This window comes from Microbacterium sp. Leaf159 (assembly GCF_001423615.1).
In the GTDB taxonomy this organism is placed as follows: Bacteria; Actinomycetota; Actinomycetes; order Actinomycetales; family Microbacteriaceae; genus Microbacterium.
This window is the reverse complement of sequence record NZ_LMOU01000001.1, coordinates 232,695-249,868: the sequence shown is the minus strand read 5'-3', so window position 1 is coordinate 249,868 and position 17,174 is coordinate 232,695. Positions and strand designations below refer to the sequence as shown.

17 protein-coding genes and 1 tRNA gene are annotated in these 17,174 nt (G+C 67.5%); 8 read left to right on the top strand and 10 right to left on the bottom strand.

Annotated features, from left to right (window positions below; genetic code table 11):
* Positions 1 to 16: 16 nt before the first annotated feature.
* From zwf to pgl, 3 genes are read left to right on the top strand one after another with little or no spacing between them, the layout of a single operon-like run.
* Positions 17 to 1,567, top strand: a complete 1,551-nt coding sequence (zwf, locus tag ASF80_RS01220; RefSeq protein ID WP_056307288.1) for a glucose-6-phosphate dehydrogenase — start codon at positions 17 to 19, stop codon at positions 1,565 to 1,567.
* Complete coding sequence (locus tag ASF80_RS01215; protein ID WP_056307286.1) at positions 1,564 to 2,499, top strand: glucose-6-phosphate dehydrogenase assembly protein OpcA; 936 nt, start codon at positions 1,564 to 1,566, stop codon at positions 2,497 to 2,499. Before zwf ends, ASF80_RS01215 begins: the two co-directional genes overlap by 4 nt.
* A complete protein-coding gene (pgl, locus tag ASF80_RS01210) occupies positions 2,499 to 3,284 on the top strand; it encodes a 6-phosphogluconolactonase (RefSeq protein ID WP_164481735.1) in 786 nt (261 codons plus the stop codon). The genes ASF80_RS01215 and pgl overlap by 1 nt, the downstream gene beginning before the upstream one ends.
* Positions 3,285 to 3,294: 10 nt before the next feature.
* Here pgl and ASF80_RS01205 read toward each other — a convergent pair whose 3' ends face one another.
* Positions 3,295 to 4,305: a DMT family transporter gene (locus ASF80_RS01205; protein ID WP_082488328.1), complete on the bottom strand. Its 1,011-nt coding sequence runs from the start codon at positions 4,303 to 4,305 to the stop codon at positions 3,295 to 3,297.
* Between the two features lie 49 nt (positions 4,306 to 4,354).
* On the opposite strand from ASF80_RS01205, the gene def reads away from it, so the two are divergent.
* Both def and ASF80_RS01195 read left to right on the top strand, forming a co-directional pair.
* Positions 4,355 to 4,921 carry a peptide deformylase gene (def, locus tag ASF80_RS01200; protein ID WP_082488138.1) on the top strand — a complete coding sequence of 189 codons (567 nt, stop codon included), beginning with the start codon at positions 4,355 to 4,357 and terminating at the stop codon, positions 4,919 to 4,921.
* Between the two features lie 120 nt (positions 4,922 to 5,041).
* Positions 5,042 to 5,557 carry a septum formation family protein gene (locus ASF80_RS01195; RefSeq protein WP_056307280.1) on the top strand — a complete coding sequence of 172 codons (516 nt, stop codon included), beginning with the start codon at positions 5,042 to 5,044 and terminating at the stop codon, positions 5,555 to 5,557.
* A gap of 143 nt (positions 5,558 to 5,700) precedes the next feature.
* On the opposite strand, the gene ASF80_RS01190 is transcribed toward ASF80_RS01195, so the two are convergent.
* The 5 genes from ASF80_RS01190 to dusB all read right to left on the bottom strand — a co-directional run bounded on the left by ASF80_RS01190 (position 5,701) and on the right by dusB (position 11,087).
* Positions 5,701 to 5,776: transfer RNA gene (locus ASF80_RS01190), tRNA-Asn, on the bottom strand.
* Positions 5,777 to 5,873: 97 nt separating this feature from the next.
* Positions 5,874 to 6,647, bottom strand: a complete 774-nt coding sequence (locus tag ASF80_RS01185) for an ATP-binding cassette domain-containing protein (RefSeq protein WP_056307278.1) — start codon at positions 6,645 to 6,647, stop codon at positions 5,874 to 5,876.
* A gap of 36 nt (positions 6,648 to 6,683) precedes the next feature.
* A complete protein-coding gene (dnaG, locus tag ASF80_RS01180; protein ID WP_056307276.1) occupies positions 6,684 to 8,549 on the bottom strand; it encodes a DNA primase in 1,866 nt (621 codons plus the stop codon).
* Positions 8,549 to 9,943 (bottom strand): deoxyguanosinetriphosphate triphosphohydrolase, encoded by a 1,395-nt coding sequence (locus ASF80_RS01175; RefSeq protein WP_056307274.1) that lies wholly within the window; start codon positions 9,941 to 9,943, stop codon positions 8,549 to 8,551. Before ASF80_RS01175 ends, dnaG begins: the two co-directional genes overlap by 1 nt.
* Positions 9,933 to 11,087, bottom strand: coding sequence for a tRNA dihydrouridine synthase DusB (gene dusB / locus ASF80_RS01170; RefSeq protein WP_056307272.1), 1,155 nt, complete (start codon positions 11,085 to 11,087; stop codon positions 9,933 to 9,935). Before dusB ends, ASF80_RS01175 begins: the two co-directional genes overlap by 11 nt.
* Positions 11,088 to 11,146: 59 nt before the next feature.
* Between dusB and ASF80_RS01165 the strand changes: the two genes are divergently transcribed.
* Positions 11,147 to 11,641, top strand: a complete 495-nt coding sequence (locus ASF80_RS01165) for a glutathione peroxidase (RefSeq protein ID WP_056307270.1) — start codon at positions 11,147 to 11,149, stop codon at positions 11,639 to 11,641.
* Here ASF80_RS01165 and ASF80_RS01160 read toward each other — a convergent pair.
* The gene (locus ASF80_RS01160) at positions 11,638 to 12,330 is read right to left on the bottom strand and encodes a DsbA family protein (RefSeq protein WP_056307268.1); all 693 of its coding nucleotides are present in this window, start codon (positions 12,328 to 12,330) and stop codon (positions 11,638 to 11,640) included. The genes ASF80_RS01165 and ASF80_RS01160 overlap by 4 nt on opposite strands.
* A gap of 53 nt (positions 12,331 to 12,383) precedes the next feature.
* Here ASF80_RS01160 and ASF80_RS01155 point away from each other — a divergent pair, with 53 nt between their 5' ends.
* Positions 12,384 to 12,995 carry an AAA family ATPase gene (locus tag ASF80_RS01155; RefSeq protein ID WP_056307266.1) on the top strand — a complete coding sequence of 204 codons (612 nt, stop codon included), beginning with the start codon at positions 12,384 to 12,386 and terminating at the stop codon, positions 12,993 to 12,995.
* Here ASF80_RS01155 and ASF80_RS01150 read toward each other — a convergent pair.
* Together ASF80_RS01150 and recO are read right to left on the bottom strand one after the other, a co-directional pair.
* Positions 12,935 to 13,738: an isoprenyl transferase gene (locus ASF80_RS01150; RefSeq protein ID WP_056307264.1), complete on the bottom strand. Its 804-nt coding sequence runs from the start codon at positions 13,736 to 13,738 to the stop codon at positions 12,935 to 12,937. The genes ASF80_RS01155 and ASF80_RS01150 overlap by 61 nt on opposite strands.
* On the bottom strand, positions 13,735 to 14,481 hold the full coding sequence (recO, locus tag ASF80_RS01145) for a DNA repair protein RecO (RefSeq protein ID WP_056307262.1): 747 nt from the start codon (positions 14,479 to 14,481) through the stop codon (positions 13,735 to 13,737). The genes ASF80_RS01150 and recO overlap by 4 nt, the downstream gene beginning before the upstream one ends.
* A 34-nt stretch (positions 14,482 to 14,515) precedes the next feature.
* Here recO and ASF80_RS01140 point away from each other — a divergent pair, with 34 nt between their 5' ends.
* Positions 14,516 to 15,211, top strand: a complete 696-nt coding sequence (locus ASF80_RS01140) for a trimeric intracellular cation channel family protein (RefSeq protein WP_056307259.1) — start codon at positions 14,516 to 14,518, stop codon at positions 15,209 to 15,211.
* 75 nt (positions 15,212 to 15,286) lie between these two features.
* Here ASF80_RS01140 and leuA read toward each other — a convergent pair whose 3' ends face one another.
* Positions 15,287 to 17,041, bottom strand: coding sequence for a 2-isopropylmalate synthase (leuA, locus tag ASF80_RS01135; protein WP_056307257.1), 1,755 nt, complete (start codon positions 17,039 to 17,041; stop codon positions 15,287 to 15,289).
* Positions 17,042 to 17,174: the final 133 nt, after the last annotated feature.

Below are 17,174 nucleotides of genomic sequence, written 5' to 3'. Positions count from 1 at the left end.
GGAGAATCCCCCACCGATGTCTGTTCCCATCTCGCGCGGGCACAACCCGCTGCGTGACCCCGATGATCGCCGTCTCAACCGGATCGCGGGGCCCAGCGCCCTCGTGATCTTCGGCGTGACCGGAGACCTGTCACGCAAGAAGCTCATGCCCGCGGTCTACGACCTCGCCAACCGCGGACTCCTGCCGCCCGGATTCGCTCTCGTCGGCTTCGCCCGTCGGGACTGGGAGGACCAGGATTTCGCTCAGGTCGTCTACGACGCCGTCAAGCAGCATGCGCGCACTCCGTTCCGTGAGGAGACGTGGGCGCAGCTCCTCCAGGGCATCCGGTTCGTCTCGGGCGAGTTCGACAACCCCGATTCCTTCCGCAAGCTCCGCGAGACGGTCGACCAGCTCGACGTCGAGCGCGGCACGATGGGGAACCACGCGTTCTACCTGTCGATCCCGCCGAAGGACTTCCCGCTGGTCGCGAAGCAGCTCAAGGACTCGGGTCTCGTCGGCGAGAACGACGATGACGACGAGCGCTGGCGTCGCGTCGTCATCGAGAAGCCGTTCGGGCACGACCTCGAATCCGCGCGCGAGCTCAACGCCGCCCTCGAAGTCGCGTTCTCGGCGGACTCGATCTTCCGCATCGACCACTACCTCGGCAAGGAGACGGTCCAGAACATCCTGGCGCTGCGCTTCGCGAACGAGCTGTACGAGCCGATCTGGAACCGCAACTACGTCGACCACGTGCAGATCACGATGGCCGAGGACATCGGCGTCGGTGGCCGTGCGGGATACTACGACGGTGTCGGCGCCGCTCGCGACGTCATCCAGAACCACCTGCTGCAGCTGCTGGCGCTCACCGCGATGGAAGAGCCGATCAGCCTTTCGGCCGAGCACCTCCGCGCTGAGAAGGAGAAGGTCCTCGCTGCGGTGCACGTGCCCGACGATCTCTCCCTCGCGACCGCCCGTGGCCAGTACGCCGGCGGATGGCAGGGCGGCGAGCAGGTCACTGGCTTCCTCGACGAAGACGGCATGAACCCGGAGTCCGCGACCGAGACGTATGCCGCGATCAAGCTCGAGATCGACACCCGCCGCTGGTCCGGCGTGCCGTTCTACCTGCGCACCGGCAAGCGCCTCGGACGCCGTGTCACCGAGGTCGCCGTCGTCTTCAAGAAGGCGCCCGAGCACCTCTTCGGTCGCTCGAACACGTCGGAGCTGGGCCAGAACGCCCTCGTGATCCGCGTGCAGCCCGACGAGGGCGTCACGATCCGCTTCGGATCCAAGGTCCCGGGCAACGGAACGAACGTGCGCGACGTCACGATGGACTTCGGCTACGGCCACGCGTTCACCGAGGCGAGCCCCGAGGCCTACGAGCGACTCATCCTCGATGTCCTGCTCGGCGACCCGCCGCTGTTCCCGCGCCACGAAGAGGTCGAGCTCTCCTGGAAGATCCTCGACCCGGTGGAGAAGTACTGGGCTGCCGTCGGCGGTCCGGTCGATCAGTACGCACCCGGCTCGTGGGGTCCGGCATCCGCCGACGACCTCCTTGCCCGTGATGGACGAGTCTGGAGACGCCCGTGATCATTGACCTTCCCGACACGACGGTCAGCCAGGTCGCCAAGCAGCTGGTCAAGGTCCGCGAAGAGGGCGGCGCCGTCGCCCTCGGCCGCGTGCTCACGCTGATCATCTCGGCACGCAATGGCGTCGCCGAGGCTGCGATCGATGCGGCCAACGATGCTTCTCGCGAGCACCCGATGCGCGTGATCGTTCTCACCACGGGTGAGGGCGAGTCGCGCCTCGACGCGCAGATCCGCGTCGGCGGTGACGCCGGCGCCTCCGAGGTCGTCGTGCTCCACGCCTACGGAGACGCCGCCAGCAACGAGGAGAGCCTGGTCACGGGTCTTCTCCTGCCCGATGCACCGGTGGTCGCCTGGTGGCCGGAAGAGGCACCGACCTCGCCCGCCACGTCGCCCCTCGGCAAGATCGCCCAGCGGCGCATCACGGATGCGGCCACCGCGCCGGACGTGCGTGACCGCCTCGCCCTGCTCGGCGAGACACATGCTCCCGGCGACACCGACCTCGCGTGGACGCGCCTCACGCACTGGCGCGAGCAGCTCGCCGCCGTGCTCGACCAGCCGCCGTTCGAAGAGGTCGCCGCCGTCGAGGTGCGAGGCGGCTCCGCCTCGCCGTCGACCGCGCTGCTCGCCGCCTGGTTGCAGATGGCGCTCGAGATCCCCGTCACCTGGTCGTACGAAGACCCGGAGCACTGGCAGGAGGGCATCAAGTCCGTGCGGCTCCACCGCGCCTCGGGCGACATCCTGCTCGAGCGTCCGACGCCGGGAGTCGCGGTGCTGACGCAGCCGGATCAGCCCGACCACGATCTGCACCTCCCCCGCCGCACTCTGCGCGAGTGCCTCGCCGAGGAGCTGCGTCGCCTCGACCCCGACGTCCTGTACGGTCGAGTGATCACCGAGGGCTGGGAGAAGCTGGGTCCGCCCGAGACAGGAGAATGATGTCGTCGCAGACAGCGTCCGCAGAGAAGCGGGTCGTGGTCGAATCCACCCCCGCAGCACTCGCCGTGAGGGTGGCCGACAGATTCCTGACACGTCTTCGCGCGCGCACGCGCAACGGCCGCATCGCCCACGTCGCCCTCACGGGCGGCTCGATGGGTGGTGCGGTCCTGCGCGCCACGCGCGACGACCCGCGCTCGTCGCAGATCGACTGGTCGCTCGTTCACTTCTGGTGGGGCGACGAGCGGTTCGTCGCTCCTGACGATGCCGATCGCAACGCGCTGCAGTCCCGGGAGGCTCTGCTCGACCACATCCCCGTCCCCGCAGAGAACGTGCACGAGGTCGCGGCCGCGGGCGAGGGACTGACCCTCGACGAGGCCGCCGAGGCCTATGCCGCTGAGCTCGCGAAGTTCGGCACCGACGAGCATCCGTGGCCCTCGTTCGCCGTGTGCTTCCTCGGTGTCGGTCCCGACGGCCATATCGCGTCGCTGTTCCCCGATCGCATCGAGGTCACCGTGACGGATGCCGCGGCACTGCCCGTGCGCGACTCCCCCAAGCCCCCGCCGGAGCGTGTGACGCTGACCCGCCCGGTGCTCAACGCGTCCAAGCGCGTCTGGCTCGTGCTCACCGGCGCCGACAAGGCGTCAGCTCTGGGTCTGGCTCTCGCCGGGGCCAGCTACACGAATGTTCCGGCAGCGGGCGCCAAGGGGCGCAAGCGCACGGTGTTCTTCGTCGACGAGGCCGCAGCCTCGGAGGTCTCACCGGATCTCATCGATCCGGCCTATTGAGCCGATGTGATCAGGCCTCGGGGTTCTTCGCCTCGGGGCCTTTCGCATGCTCGTCGCTTCCGCGGGTGATGCCGAGGTCCTGGCTGTCGCTCAGCACCTGCGGGTGATATCGAGCCAGTCCGACGACGCCCCACACGGCGATCGCGCCGGCGATGCCGAAGATCACGAGAACCCACGGCGGCGCGGCGGCGGCCTCACCGAGCACGACCATGCCGATCAGCACGGCGACCAGCGGGTCAACGACGGTGAGCCCGGCGATGACGAGGTCGGGCGGACCAGAACTGTACGCTGTCTGCACGAAGTAGGCGCCGACTGCGCTTGCGGCGATCAGTGCGATCACGCATACGAGCGTGATCCACTCGAAGTCACCGGCCTGGACGCGCTTGATCACGACCTTCGCGAGTGTCGCGACGAAGCCGTAGAGGATTCCGGCGCCGACGATGTAGAAGAGCGCGCGCATCCGGTGACGGAGCACGAGCCAGCAGGCGCCGAGGATGATGATCACGACGAGCAGGATCGCGAGGATCGTGAACAGCTCGGTGTCTGTGACGTCCTTCTCGGTGGCGAATATCGCCGCGAAGAAGACGAAGAGGAAGATCCCTCCGACGCAGCAGATGATCGCCGTGATGGACTGCTTGGTCGGTGAATGCCCCGAGATGCGGGCGTTGAGCAGTGTGGTGATGACCAGCGCGATCGCACCGAGCGGCTGCACGACGATCAGAGGCGCGACGGTCAGAGCTGCGAGCTGACAGACGATGGCAAGGCCCAGCATCAAAGTGCCCACGAGCCAGGAGGGCCTCGTCAGCAGCCCGCGCACCTGAGCCATCGACAGACCCGATGCTCCGTCCGCACCGCTCAGCCGTTCCATCTTCTCGACGCCGCGGTGCTGGTACTGAGCGCCGAGCGACATGAAGACCGCACCCGCGAGTGCGAGGGGGATGCCGAGGAGCAGTCCCGGGTTCTGGAACGCGCCTACCAGCTGGTCGGTGACGTCTTCCGCCCCAGCTGTCCATACGGAGATGCTCACCCTACGACCCTACCCGGCGATATGCGCCGAGTAGGGTTATGGCGTGGCTGTTCTTCCTATTCGCATCATGGGCGATCCCGTCCTGCACTCCCCCGCTTCCGTCGTCGAGGAGATCTCCGACGACATCCGCACTCTCGTGGCCGACATGTTCGAGACCATGGACACGGCTCCCGGTGTCGGTCTGGCGGCGCCCCAGGTCGGTGTGCCGCTGCGCCTCTACACGTATGCCTACGTCGACGATGACGACCAGCCGTGGCGCGGCGTCATCATCAACCCCGAGCTCTGGATGGTTCCGCTGGAACCGGGCGAGCCGGACGACGACCTCGAGTCGGAAGGCTGCCTCTCCTTCCCGGGCGAGCGTTTCCCTCTGCGCCGCTCCGAGCGGGTGCGCGTCACGGGTGTGGATCTCGACGGTGCGCCGGTCGAGATCGCGGTCGACGGCTGGCGTGCGCGGATCATGCAGCACGAGTTCGATCACCTCGACGGCATCCTCTACATCGACCGACTCTCGGACGGCGATTGGAAGACGGTTCAGAAGATCGCGAAGAAGCGCGGTTGGGGCAAGGCCGGCGCCAGCTGGATGCCCGGAGTCGATGACTTGGAAGGCTGACCTTACCTTTCAGCCCAATCAAAGCCTTCTCGGAGTTGCATCACAGACTCCGAGCCGGATAGCGTGCTTGAGGTGGTATTTCGACATACCACGCACCAAGAGGCTCTGGGAGGGGAAATCATGATGAAACTGCGCACGCGACGCGCACTGGCGCTTGCAGGTTCTGCTGTGGCGCTGTCGGTCGCACTGACCGGATGTAGCGCGCTGAACGGGATCCTGGGTGGCGGTTCGGGCGATGCCGACCGCGACGAGGACACCGGGCAGGTCACCGAAAGCTCGAACATCGACATCTTCGCGCTCAAGCTGGGCGACTGCAAGATGGCCAGCGCCACCGGCCTGATCGAGGACGCGGACGTCGTCCCGTGCGACCAGCCGCACGACGAAGAGGTCTACTACGAGATCACCATGGACGACGGCGAGTTCTCCGAGGAGAGCGTCGACGCAGCCTCGCAGGAGTGCATCGGCGATGCCTACACGAGCTTCGTCGGAATCGCGTTCAACGACTCCGTGCTCGAGGTCTACCCGATCACGCCGACCCAGCAGACCTGGGACGAGCTGAACGACCGCATCGTGCAGTGTGTCATCTCGGACCCGGCCGGTCAGACCACGGGCTCGCTCCAGGGCGCAGCACGCTGATCCGACGCTGATACGAAAGAAGGCCCCGTCATCGACGGGGCCTTCTTTCGTACGCGGAAGCGATCGCCCGACGCAGGGTGCGTTCCGTCGCCACGGTCGGACTGAGGGAAAGGGAAAAGCCCCTCCGAAGAGGGGCTTTTCATTGGCTCCCCGGCTTGGACTCGAACCAAGAACCTGCCGGTTAACAGCCGGCTGCTCTGCCAATTGAGCTACCGAGGAATGTGCTCCGCTGCGCGGGCAACTCGTCAATCCTAGCAAACTCCGGAGCGTGCTCGTGACACGGGCCGCACATCGGGCGTGTCGCCCGTGGGCACCCTCAGTGCTGCGAATCCGCCTCCGCGTTCGGCGCCCACAGGAGGTCTTTTCCCACCCCGCGAGCGACGACGTGACCGCCGCGGAGCATGAGCGTCTCGGCGTTCAGCTCCCGGATGAAGTCGGCGTCGTTGGTGACGAGCAGCGCACCCATCCCCTGCTCCTTGCGGCGCCGGGTGATCGCATCGAAGACGACGGGACGAACCTCGAGGTCGAGGTTCGCGAGGATCTCGTCGGCGATGAGAACGCGGGGTTCGAGCACGAACGATCGCGCGATCGCGACGCGCTGCCGCATGCCGGCGCTGAGCTCGTAGGGGAACTTCGCGGCGGTGCCCAGCGGCAGGTGCAGCTCGTCGAGCAGCGTCGCCACCCTGATCGACAGTGCCTTGGTGTTGACGCGCTTCTCGCGGATGAGGATCGGCTCGGCGATGACTTCGTTCACCGTGAGCTGCGGCGGCAGATCAGCCCCCGCGCCCTGCGGCACGAACCCGGTGCGGTAGGTCAGCAGGCGGTGCTTGCGCCCAGGACGACGGATGTCGACGCCGCACACCTGGGCGCTGCCTCCGACGACTCGCACCGACGGATCCGTGGATCCGGCCAGAGCGGCGACCAGCGTGGACTTGCCCGACCCTGTGGGCCCCGCGACGCAGATGAGCTCGCCGGGTGCGAGCGAGAAGCTCACACCGTCGATCGCACGGGTCGCACCGCTGTGCCCGATGCGGTCGATGACCAGGTCGGAGCTGTCGATCGCGTTGGTCGATTCGGGCCGGGAGAACATTCCTCCATCCTGCCCTGCCCTGCTGGGCAGCTGCCGTTACGACTCGGCGAACCGCTGACGCTCCACGTCGATGTCACGCAACCGCATGCGCAGCGCACGCCCGCCGTCGGAGTCCGCGGGCACCCGCTGCACAGCGCCGAGGAGCTCCTGCTTCTCGTGCTCGAGGCTGCGCATGATGAGCCTGCGCGCGAGGTCGGTGGTCGATGCGACTGCTCCGGCTTCGTTCCGAGCGGGGAACGGCGTCATGAGCAGCTCACCTGCCAGCGAACGGTACGGTTCACGCACCGAATTCACGGCGTCGGTCACCCAGCCTGCGCGAGTGCGGTCGGGGGCGGCTGCGACGGCCTCACGCACGGCGTCGAGCCCGGGTGTGCGGAAAGGACTGCCGAGCGCGCGGCCGAGCAGCGCCTGGTCGATCTGGTGTCCGTACTGGAGGGCGCCCATCAGCGCATCGCGCTCGACGGCGACATCCGCCGTGCGCGGCAGGCTGGCCAGCGTCACCGGAGCCACCGTCGGCGCACCGGTCGTGGGGTCGATGGTCACCTCGGGCCGGGGCGACTCGTGACGCGTCGTCTGCGCTCCGCCGCGCGACGCGCGCTCGACCTCGTTGTGCACCTCGGTCGGGTCCATGCCCAGGCGCCTGGCCAGCACCCGCTCGTATCCGGGGCGCAGCAGACGGTCGCGGATCTCGGCGACGATCGGCGCCGCTGCGCGCAGCGCGCCGACGCGTCCTTCGACCGTGGAGAGATCGAAGCCCGAGAGCTTGCGGTCGATCGCGAACTCGAACATCGGCTGCTTGGTCTCCATGAGCGACCGCACGGCGGCATCGCCGCGCTGGAGTCGGAGATCACAGGGATCGAGGCCGTCAGGGGCGACGGCGACGAAGGTCTGCGCATTGAAGCGGTCGTCCTCGGTGAACGCGCGCAGCGCGGCCTTCTGCCCCGCCTCGTCGCCGTCGAACGTGAAGACGACCTCACCCGAGGCGTTGTCGTCGCCCATGACCCGGCGCAGCACCTTGATGTGGTCGGTGCCGAATGCCGTGCCGCAGGTCGCGATCGCGGTCGTGAGACCGGCGAGGTGGCAGGCCATGACGTCGGTATACCCCTCGACCACCACGACCCGACGCGGGTCGCCACGCGAGATGTCGCGCTTGGCGAGGTCGAGCCCGTAGAGCACCTGCGCCTTCTTGTAGATCGGCGTCTCGGGAGTGTTCAGATACTTCGGGCCCTGGTCGTCGTCGAACAGCTTGCGCGCGCCGAACCCGATCGTCTGACCGGACACATCGCGGATGGGCCAGACGAGACGCCCGCGGAATCGGTCGTAGACACCGCGCTGACCGGTCGAGACCAGCCCCGCGGCGCTCAGCTCGTCGCGCGTGAAGCCCTGCGCCGTGAGCGCCTTCAGCATCTTGTCCCAGCCTCGAGGGGCGAATCCCACGCCGAAGTGCGCTGCCGCGCCGGCGTCGAAACCGCGCTCCCCGAGAAAGCGCCGCCCTGCCTCGGCATCCGCCGTCAGCAGCTGTCCGCGGAAGTACTCCGCAGCGGCGGTGTTCGCGGCGTACAGACGACTGCGGCCGCTCGTCTCGGGAGCAGAACCGCCGTCCTCGTAGTGCAGCGCGTAGCCGATGCGGCCCGCGAGGCGCTCGACCGCCTCGGTGAAGCTGACGTGGTCCATCTCGCGGAGGAAGGAGTACACGTCGCCGGACTCACCGCATCCGAAGCAGTGGTAGTAGCCGACCTGGGGCCTCACATGGAAGCTCGGACTCTTCTCATCATGGAAAGGGCAGAGTCCCTTGAGGGATCCGACTCCGGCCGATTTGAGCGCGACGCGCTCTCCGACGATGTCGGCGATGTTGGTGCGGGCCTTGACCTCGTCGACGTCGGCCTGGCGGATGCGGGGCATCAGCCGGCCCCTTCGACGACCGCCTGCCGCGGCGTGTGCTGACGAGCACCCGGTCGCGCATGACGCGGCGTCCAGATTCCCACCTCCGCGGGGTCGATCTCGCCGACGAGCCTGTTGTGCCAGTCGATCGCGCTCTGGTCGGTGAGACTCGCGATCTGATCGACGATGACCCGCGCGCGTTCGCCGTCGGTCGTCGCGGCGCGGAAGTCGGCAGAGAACGCGGGCTCGAGCACATCCGCTCCGGCGGACCAGAGCGTATCGGTCGACCACAGCGCGTCGGCGAGCCGCTTGAGCACGCGTCGCTGCTCCTTGTAGACGCCCTTGCGCGCGTCGATCGTGACGATGGCCTGCCCCATGATGCCCTTGAGCACCGCGATCTCGGCCTCGATCACCCGCGGCACCACGACATGCGCGTTGTAGCGCACGAGCATCGGCCCGGCGTAGGCCTCGCGGGTGGCGGAGACGGCGGCGCGGGCGAAGCGGCCGATGAAGTCGCTCGTCAGGTTCTTGAGCCGCGCCAGGTCGTGACGGGAGCGGTCGAACGACTGCAGCCACATCGGCTGCGAGGCGAGACGGTACAGCGCATCGGCGAGATCGTCGCGCGTGAAGTCGTAGCCGACCCACTGCTGGATGCGGTCGATCAGCGCCTCGTGCTGGCTCGGGTCGGAGAGCTGCGCCACGTCGACGTAGCCGTTGACGATCGCATCCTCGAAGTCGTGCACCGAGTAGGCGATGTCGTCGGAGAGGTCCATGATCTCGGCCTCGATGCACCTGCGACGCCCGGGAACTCCGTCGCGCATCCACCGGAAGACCTCTTCGTCTTCGGGGTACACGCCGAACTTGAGGCGTCCGCCGGGGTCGGGGACGGGGCTGTCGACCGTCCACGGGTACTTGCAGGTCGCGTCGAGGCTGGCCCTGGTCAGGTTGAGCCCGACCGAGCGTCCGTCGTCGTCGATGGCCTTCGCCTCGAGGCGGCTGAGGATGCGCAGCGACTGCGCGTTGCCTTCGAAACCGCCGATGGGCTCCGCCCACTCGTTGAGCGCCCGCTCGCCGTTGTGCCCGAAGGGCGGGTGTCCGAGGTCGTGACTGAGGCACGCAGTGTCGACCACATCAGCGGAGACGCCGAGCGCGGTCGCGAGCTCGCGGCCCACCTGGGCGACCTCGAGCGAGTGGGTGAGGCGGTTGCGAGCGAAGTCGGCCGTGCTGGCAGGGCTGAGGACCTGCGTCTTGGCTGCCAGGCGGCGCAGCGCCGCGGAGTGCAGCACGCGCGCGCGGTCGCGGGCGAAGTCGTCGCGTTCGGATCGATGCGTCTCGGCGAAGAATCGCTCGGCGTCGCGCGGGTCGTATCCGTCCGAGCGCCCGCGCGCCGAGTCCACCTGAGGATCAACCGCCACTGTTCTCGATCTCCGCCCCTCGCATCATCTCGGATGCCGACGCCGCGAGTTCGCGCGACTCCAGCCACTTGTCCGGCAGCGCGGGGCGCTTCGGGCGACCCGAGCGACCACGCTGACCCTCGGCGTCCGCACCGGGGTACGGCGCCGTGTGATCGAGCTGACCCAGCAGCTCATCGATCTCGGCGAGGCTGGATGCCGTCGCGAGCCCGGTACGGATGTCTCCCCCGACCGGGTAGCCCTTGAAGTACCAGGCAACGTGCTTGCGGACGTCGCGGCATCCGCGGTCCTCGTCTTCGAAGAACTCGACGAGCAGCTCGGCGTGACGACGGAAGGCGTCGGCGACGAAGCCGAGCGTCGCGTCGACCGGGTGCGATTCGGCTCCGAACGCTTCGGCGAGCTCGCCGAAGAGCCAGGGCCTGCCCAGGCATCCGCGTCCGACGACGACGCCGTCGCAGTCGGTCTGCTGCATCATGCGCACGGCGTCGTCGGCAGACCAGATGTCCCCGTTGCCGAGCACGGGGACGCTGGTCACGGCCTGCTTGAGCTCGCCGATCGCGTTCCAGTCGGCGAAGCCGGAGTAGAACTCGCTCGCGGTACGGGCGTGCAGCGCGATCGCCGAGACGCCCGCGTCTTCGGCCGCGCGCCCGGCGTTGAGGAAAGTCAGGTGGTCGTGGTCGATGCCCTTTCGCATCTTGATGGTCAACGGCACGTCGCCTGCGGCCTTCACGGCCTGCGTGACGATCTGCGAGAAGAGGGAGCTCTTCCACGGCAGCGCCGCTCCCCCGCCCTTGCGCGTGACCTTGGGAACGGGGCACCCGAAGTTCAGGTCGATGTGGTCGGCGTGATCCTCGGCGACGATGATGCGGACCGCCTCGGAGATGGTGTGCGGATCGACGCCGTAGAGCTGGATCGAGCGCGGCGTCTCCGACTCGTGGTGGCGGATCAGGCGCATCGTCGTCTCGTTGCGCTCGACGAGCGCGCGAGACGTGATCATCTCGCTCACGTAGAGCCCTGCGCCGTACTCGCGGCAGAGCCGACGGAACGCGGTGTTGGTGATACCCGCCATGGGTGCGAGGACGACCGGTACGTCGAGAGCGATCGGACCGATGTTGAGGGTGCGAGCGGAAGCGGTGGCGAGAGTCATGTCCCTCCCATTCTCCCAGACACGGAGCCCGTCTCGGCGCATCGACCTAAGCTGTGAATATGACCGATCCCGCAGTCCGTTCCATCCCCTTCACAGACGCCGACGGCAACGAGAAGACGCTCGATGATCTCGGTGCCGATGTGGTGCTCGTCGTCAACGTCGCCTCGAAGTGCGGCCTCACCCCGCAGTACGAGCAGCTCGAAGAACTGCAGCGCCTCTACAGCGACCGCGGGTTCAGCGTCGTCGGGTTCCCGTGCAACCAGTTCTTCGGTCAGGAGCCCGGCTCGGTCGACCAGATCCTCGAGTTCTGCTCCACCACCTATGGGGTGACCTTCCCCATCAACGACAAGGTGAAGGTCAACGGCAAGAACGCCACGGAGCTCTACAAGTCGCTGAAGGAGACTCCGGATGCCGGCGGCAAGGCGGGCCGTGTCGAGTGGAACTTCGAGAAGTTCCTCGTGCTGCCCGACGGCGAGGTCGTCCGGTTCCGCCCGAAGCAGAAGCCGAACGACCCCGAGATCGTCGGCGCGATCGAAGCCGCGCTGACCCGCTAGACCGCTGCGGCCTCGGGCTCGGCCTCGGCGTCGCCGCGCTTGGCCCAGAGGTCGCGGAGGACGTTCTCGAACGCTGCGGGCGGCTGCGCACCGCTGATGCCGTACTGTCCGTCGATCACGAAGAACGGGACGCCCTGGATGCCGTAGGCCTGGGCCTGCGCCTGGTCCTGACGGACATCCGCGAGGTGGCGGGCTGAGACGAGTGCCTCACGGGTGTCATCCGGGTTGAGCCCGACCTCGACCGCGAGCTCGACCAGGTCGTCGATGCGGCCGACGTGCTTGCCCTCGGTGAAGTAGGCAGACATGAGGCGCTCTTCCATCTGGTGCTGCACGCCCTGAGCCTTCGCGAAGTGCAGCAGCTCATGGGCCTTGACCGTGTTCGTGTGCTGCAGCAGGTCGAAGCGGTACGCGAGTCCTGCGCCCTCGGCGACGCCTGTGACGTGCGAGAGCATCTGCTCGACCTGCTCGCGCGGCATCCCCTTGTGACCGGCGAGGAAGTCGATCTCGTCGCCGTCGAAGTCGACGGGGGTGTCGGGCGAGAGCTCGAACGAGTGGAAGGTGATGTTCACCTGCGGGGCGTCGTCGTCGCCGGCGACGGCTTCGAGTCCCTTCTCGAGGTTGCGCTTGCCGATGTAGCACCAGGGGCAGGCGATGTCGGACCAGATGTCAATCGAGATGGCTTCACTCACACTGTCATCCAACCGCATGCAGCTATGGGCTATTCCGTCGGTAGGATTCTCGGATGCTCACTGCCGACGATCCGCTGCCTCTCGGCCCCGAGAGAGTGCTGATCGCCGGAGTGACGGGATCGGGCAAGACGACACTCGCTCGACGCGTGGCCGAGATGTGGGATCTTCGCCACGTCGAGATCGACGGGTTGTTCCACGGCGAGAACTGGACGCCGCGTGAATCGTTCATCGACGACGTGCGCGCCTTCGCCGCAGAGGATCGCTGGGTCACCGAGTGGCAGTACACGAGCAAGGGCACCGACGCGATCCTCGCCCCGCGTGCGCAGCTCGTGATCTGGCTGGACTACCCGTACCGGGTGGTCCGCACGCGCCTGCTGCGGCGAACGATCGGGCGCAGCATCCTGCGCACCCGGATGTGGAACGACAATGTCGAGAAGCCGATCTGGAGGATGTTCTCCGGCGACCCCGAAGAGAACATCATCGCGTGGCAGACCAAGACCCTGCACAAGTGGGCGGAACGGATGCCGGACGTCACAGGCGACCACCCGCATCTGACGATCGTGAGGATGCGCCACCCACGCGAGACGGAGAGGTGGCTGCGCGCTCAGGCCGGCGCGTCAGGCGTGTCGATCGCCCCACCGAAGCGACGGTCGCGCGACAGGTAGATGCTGATCGAGCGCCACAGCTCCTCGCGGGAGAAATCGGGCCAGAGCGTGTCGAGGAACACCATCTCGGCGTAGGCCGCCTGCCACAGCAGGAAGTTCGAGGTGCGCTGCTCCCCCGAGCTGCGCACGAACAGGTCGACGTCGGGCATGTCGGGCACGTAGAGGTTGCGGCGGATCATCTTCTCGCTGATCGCATTCGGCTTGACCTTGCCAGCCGCCACGTCGGCCGCGATCGACCGCATCGCGTCGACGAGCTCGACTCGCCCGCCGTAGTTCACGCACATGGTGAGCGTGAGCACGTCGTTGTCCTTCGTCAGCTGCTCGGCGTACTGCAGCTCCTTGATGACGCTGCCCCAGAGACGCGGCTTGCGGCCGGCCCAGCGGACCCGCACACCCCACTCGTTGAGCTGGTCGCGGCGGCGATGGAGCACGTCGCGGTTGTACCCCATCAGGAAGCGCACCTCTTCAGGAGACCGCGCCCAGTTCTCTGTCGAGAACGCGTACACGGAGAGGTGCTTCACCCCGGCCTGGATCGCGCCGGCGACCACGTCGAGAAGCACCTCCTCCCCCGCCTTGTGACCCTCGACGCGATTGAGACCGCGGCGGTTCGCCCAGCGCCCGTTGCCGTCCATGACGATCGCGACGTGCTCGGGCACAGCGGGGAAGGTCGGCGGATACACGCCCGTCCAGTCGAGCGGGCGGTACGCCACTGCATCCTTGTGCGTGTAGGGCTTCGGGCTCACCGTGCTCCTTCTCGAGGGATGTCGGCGACGAGGTGCGCGAGCGAGCGGATGCCGCGCTCCAGGTGCCATTGGGCGTACGCCGCGACGAGACCGGATGCGGCGGCGTTGTCGGCGTGAGGCGCGGCATCGATCGTCTCCCAATCGCCGGCCATCAGCGAGCGGAGCAGCGACAGGGTCTTCTCGGCGACCTTCGGGCTGCCGGCCGGCGCGCAGTTCACGCACACCGCGCCGCCGAGCTGGCCGACGAAGTGGGCGTGGGGGCCGGGAGCGGCGCACCGGGCACAGTCGCCCAGGGACGGCGCCCACCCAGACAGCGCCATCACGCGCAGCAGATACGAGTCGAGGATGCTGCGAGGAGAGTGCTCACCGCGGGACAGCGCCCGGAGACCGCCGACCAGCAGCAGGTACTGCTCCGGTGTCGCCTCGGAGTCGCTCAGCCGATCGGCGGTCTCGACCATCGCGTTGGCCGATGTGAACCGGTCGTAGTGCGCCGCGATGTCGGATCCGTAGGAGCCGAGCGACTCCGCCTGCTGCACGATGTCGAGTGTGCGCCCCTGGTACAGCTGCACGTCGGCGACCATGAACGGCTCGAGCCGCGAGCCGAACTTCGATGACGTGCGGCGCACTCCCTTCGCCACGGCCCGGATCTTGCCGTGCCGCCGCGAGAGCATCGTGACGATGCGATCCGCCTCACCCAGCTTGTGGGTGCGCAGGATCACCGCTTCGTCTCGGTAAGTGGGCACCGTTCGATTATCCTCCGTGCGGGAGAATAGGGGCGTGACCGAACCGCTCTTCATCATTCCGCTCTGGGCGGACCTGCTCGGCGTCGGCCTCGGAGGCGTGCAGGGCGCGATGTTCGCCTCGGGATTCCAGGGGCAACGACGACTCGACTGGCTCGGCGTCGCGATCATCGGGATCATGATCGGCATGGGCGGCGGTCTGATCCGCGACATCCTGCTCGGGCAGACTCCGGCGACGCTGCAGAACCAGTGGTATCTGGTGACCGCCGGTGGAGCGGCACTGCTAGGCATGCTGCTCGCCGGGCTGTTCACCCGGCTGAACACGGCGATCGTCGTGCTCGACGCCGTCGTGATCGGGATGTTCGGCGCCTTCGGGACGAGCAAGGCGCTCGCGTTCGGCATCCCCGAAGTCCCTGCCGTGTTCATCGGCGTCTGCGCGGCCGTCGGCGGCAGTGTGCTGCGCGACATGCTGATGGGATTGCCGACCGCCATCATGCACGTGGGCTCGCTCTATGCGGTCGCGGCCGGCGCCGGGTGCACGTTCATCGTGATCGCCGTCGCACTGGGCATGCCCATCACGATCGCTGCGGTCATCGGCATCGCGGTGACGAGCGTCATCCGCATCCTCGCCGTCACCTTCGACGTCTCCCTGCCCGAACAGCGTCGCATCTACCGCCGCAAGGTGGCCGCCGAGACGGGCGTGATCCCCATCATCAAGCCCAGCGCCGAGTGACCCGGTCCGCTCAAGGTCGCCCCGGACGACGAACGCCCCACCCGATGACGGGTGGGGCGTTCGTCCATCCGAGGATCAGACTGCCGCGAGCTCCTGCTGGCGCGTGCGGATAGACCGGTTGACGCCCGAGACGATCGCCTTGAGCGATGCGGTCGAGATGTCGCCGTCGATGCCGACGCCCCACAGACGCTGGTCGCCGACCTGCAGCTCGACGTAGGCCGCGGCCTGCGCGTCGCCGCCTGCGCTGAGAGCGTGCTCGACGTAGTCGTAGAGCGTGATGTCGAAGCCCTGACCGCGCAGCACCTCGATGAACGCCGCGATCGGCCCGTTGCCGTTGCCGGCGACGGCGACCTGCTGGTCGTCGTCGCGCAGAGTCACATCGAGCACCACATCGCCCGACATGTCGCTGCGGGTCTGCGTCGACAGCAGCTCGAACCGACCCCACTTGGCCTCGGTGTCGGCGGCGGGCAGGTACTCGTCGTTGAAGATCGACCAGATCTGCTCACTCGTGACCTCGCCGCCCTCGGCGTCGGTCTTGGTCTGCACGACACCCGAGAACTCGATCTGGAGCTTCCGCGGCAGATCGATGGCATGGTCGGCCTTGAGCAGGTAGGCGACGCCGCCCTTGCCGGACTGCGAGTTGACGCGGATCACGGCCTCGTAGGAACGACCGAGGTCCTTGGGGTCGACGGGCAGGTAGGGAACGGCCCACTCGATGTCGTCGACCGTGACACCCTCTGCCTCGGCACGGGCGGCCATCGCCTCGAAGCCCTTCTTGATCGCGTCCTGGTGCGATCCGCTGAAGGCGGTGAAGACGAGGTCTCCGGCCCACGGGCTGCGCTCGGGCACCGGCAGCTGGTTGCAGTACTCGACCGTGCGCTTGACCTGGTCGATGTCGCTGAAGTCGATCTGCGGGTCGATGCCCTGCGTGAAGAGGTTGATGCCCAGCGCCACGATGTCGACGTTGCCCGTGCGCTCTCCGTTGCCGAACAGGCAGCCCTCGATGCGGTCGGCGCCGGCCATGTAGCCGAGCTCGGCCGCAGCGATCGCCGTGCCGCGGTCGTTGTGCGGGTGCAGCGACAGGATGACGTTCTCGCGGTGCGCGAGGTTGCGGCTCATCCACTCGATCGAGTCGGCGTAGACGTTCGGCGAGGCCATCTCGACGGTGGCGGGGAGGTTGATGATGACCTTGCGGTCGGCGGTGGGCTCGAAGATCTCGATCACCTGATTGCAGACGTCGACGGCGAACTCGAGCTCGGTGCCGGTGTAGCTCTCGGGCGAGTACTCGTAGTACACCTTCGTGTCGGGGATCGTCTTCTCGTACTGACGGCACAGGCGTGCGCCCTCGAGTGCGATGTCGATGATGCCCTGCTTGTCGGTGCGGAACACGACCTCGCGCTGCAGGACGCTCGTCGAGTTGTACAGGTGCACGATGGCCTGCTTGGCCCCGGCGATCGACTCGTAGGTGCGGGCGATCAGGTGCTCGCGCGCCTGCGTCAGGACCTGGATCGTGACGTCGTCCGGGATCAGGTTCTCTTCGATGAGCTGACGGACGAAGTCGAAGTCGGTCTGGCTCGCCGACGGGAACCCGACCTCGATCTCCTTGTAGCCCATGCTGACGAGCAGCTCGAACATCACGCGCTTGCGCTCGGGCGACATCGGATCGATGAGCGCCTGGTTGCCGTCGCGGAGGTCGACCGCGCACCAGCGCGGGGCTTCGGTGATGCGGGCATCGGGCCAGGTGCGGTCAGGCAGGTTGACCGCGATCTGCTCGTGGTACGGCCGATACTTGTGGATCGGCATCGCAGACGGGCGCTGAGTGTTCTGCATGATGGGGCTTCTTCTCTTCGTCAGAAATGTGAACGGGCCAACACAAGCGCCGCGACGAGGAAGGCCCTAGCTTTAGGACTCGTCGCGGCAGCTAAGAAGAAGCAGACCGCCGAAAGGCATGCGGCCATGCTAG

What these genes read in the sequence shown, in the direction of transcription:
- zwf (WP_056307288.1), top strand. Translation starts at nt 17, where the DNA reads ATGTCTGTTCCCATCTCGCGCGGGCACAACCCGCTGCGTGACCCCGAT.
- pgl (WP_164481735.1), top strand. Translation starts at nt 2,499, where the DNA reads ATGTCGTCGCAGACAGCGTCCGCAGAGAAGCGGGTCGTGGTCGAATCC.
- ASF80_RS01195 (WP_056307280.1), top strand. Translation starts at nt 5,042, where the DNA reads ATGATGAAACTGCGCACGCGACGCGCACTGGCGCTTGCAGGTTCTGCT.
- ASF80_RS01185 (WP_056307278.1), bottom strand. Translation starts at nt 6,647, where the DNA reads ATGTTCTCCCGGCCCGAATCGACCAACGCGATCGACAGCTCCGACCTG.
- dnaG (WP_056307276.1), bottom strand. Translation starts at nt 8,549, where the DNA reads ATGCCCCGCATCCGCCAGGCCGACGTCGACGAGGTCAAGGCCCGCACC.
- dusB (WP_056307272.1), bottom strand. Translation starts at nt 11,087, where the DNA reads ATGACTCTCGCCACCGCTTCCGCTCGCACCCTCAACATCGGTCCGATC.
- ASF80_RS01165 (WP_056307270.1), top strand. Translation starts at nt 11,147, where the DNA reads ATGACCGATCCCGCAGTCCGTTCCATCCCCTTCACAGACGCCGACGGC.
- ASF80_RS01155 (WP_056307266.1), top strand. Translation starts at nt 12,384, where the DNA reads ATGCTCACTGCCGACGATCCGCTGCCTCTCGGCCCCGAGAGAGTGCTG.
- leuA (WP_056307257.1), bottom strand. Translation starts at nt 17,041, where the DNA reads ATGCAGAACACTCAGCGCCCGTCTGCGATGCCGATCCACAAGTATCGG.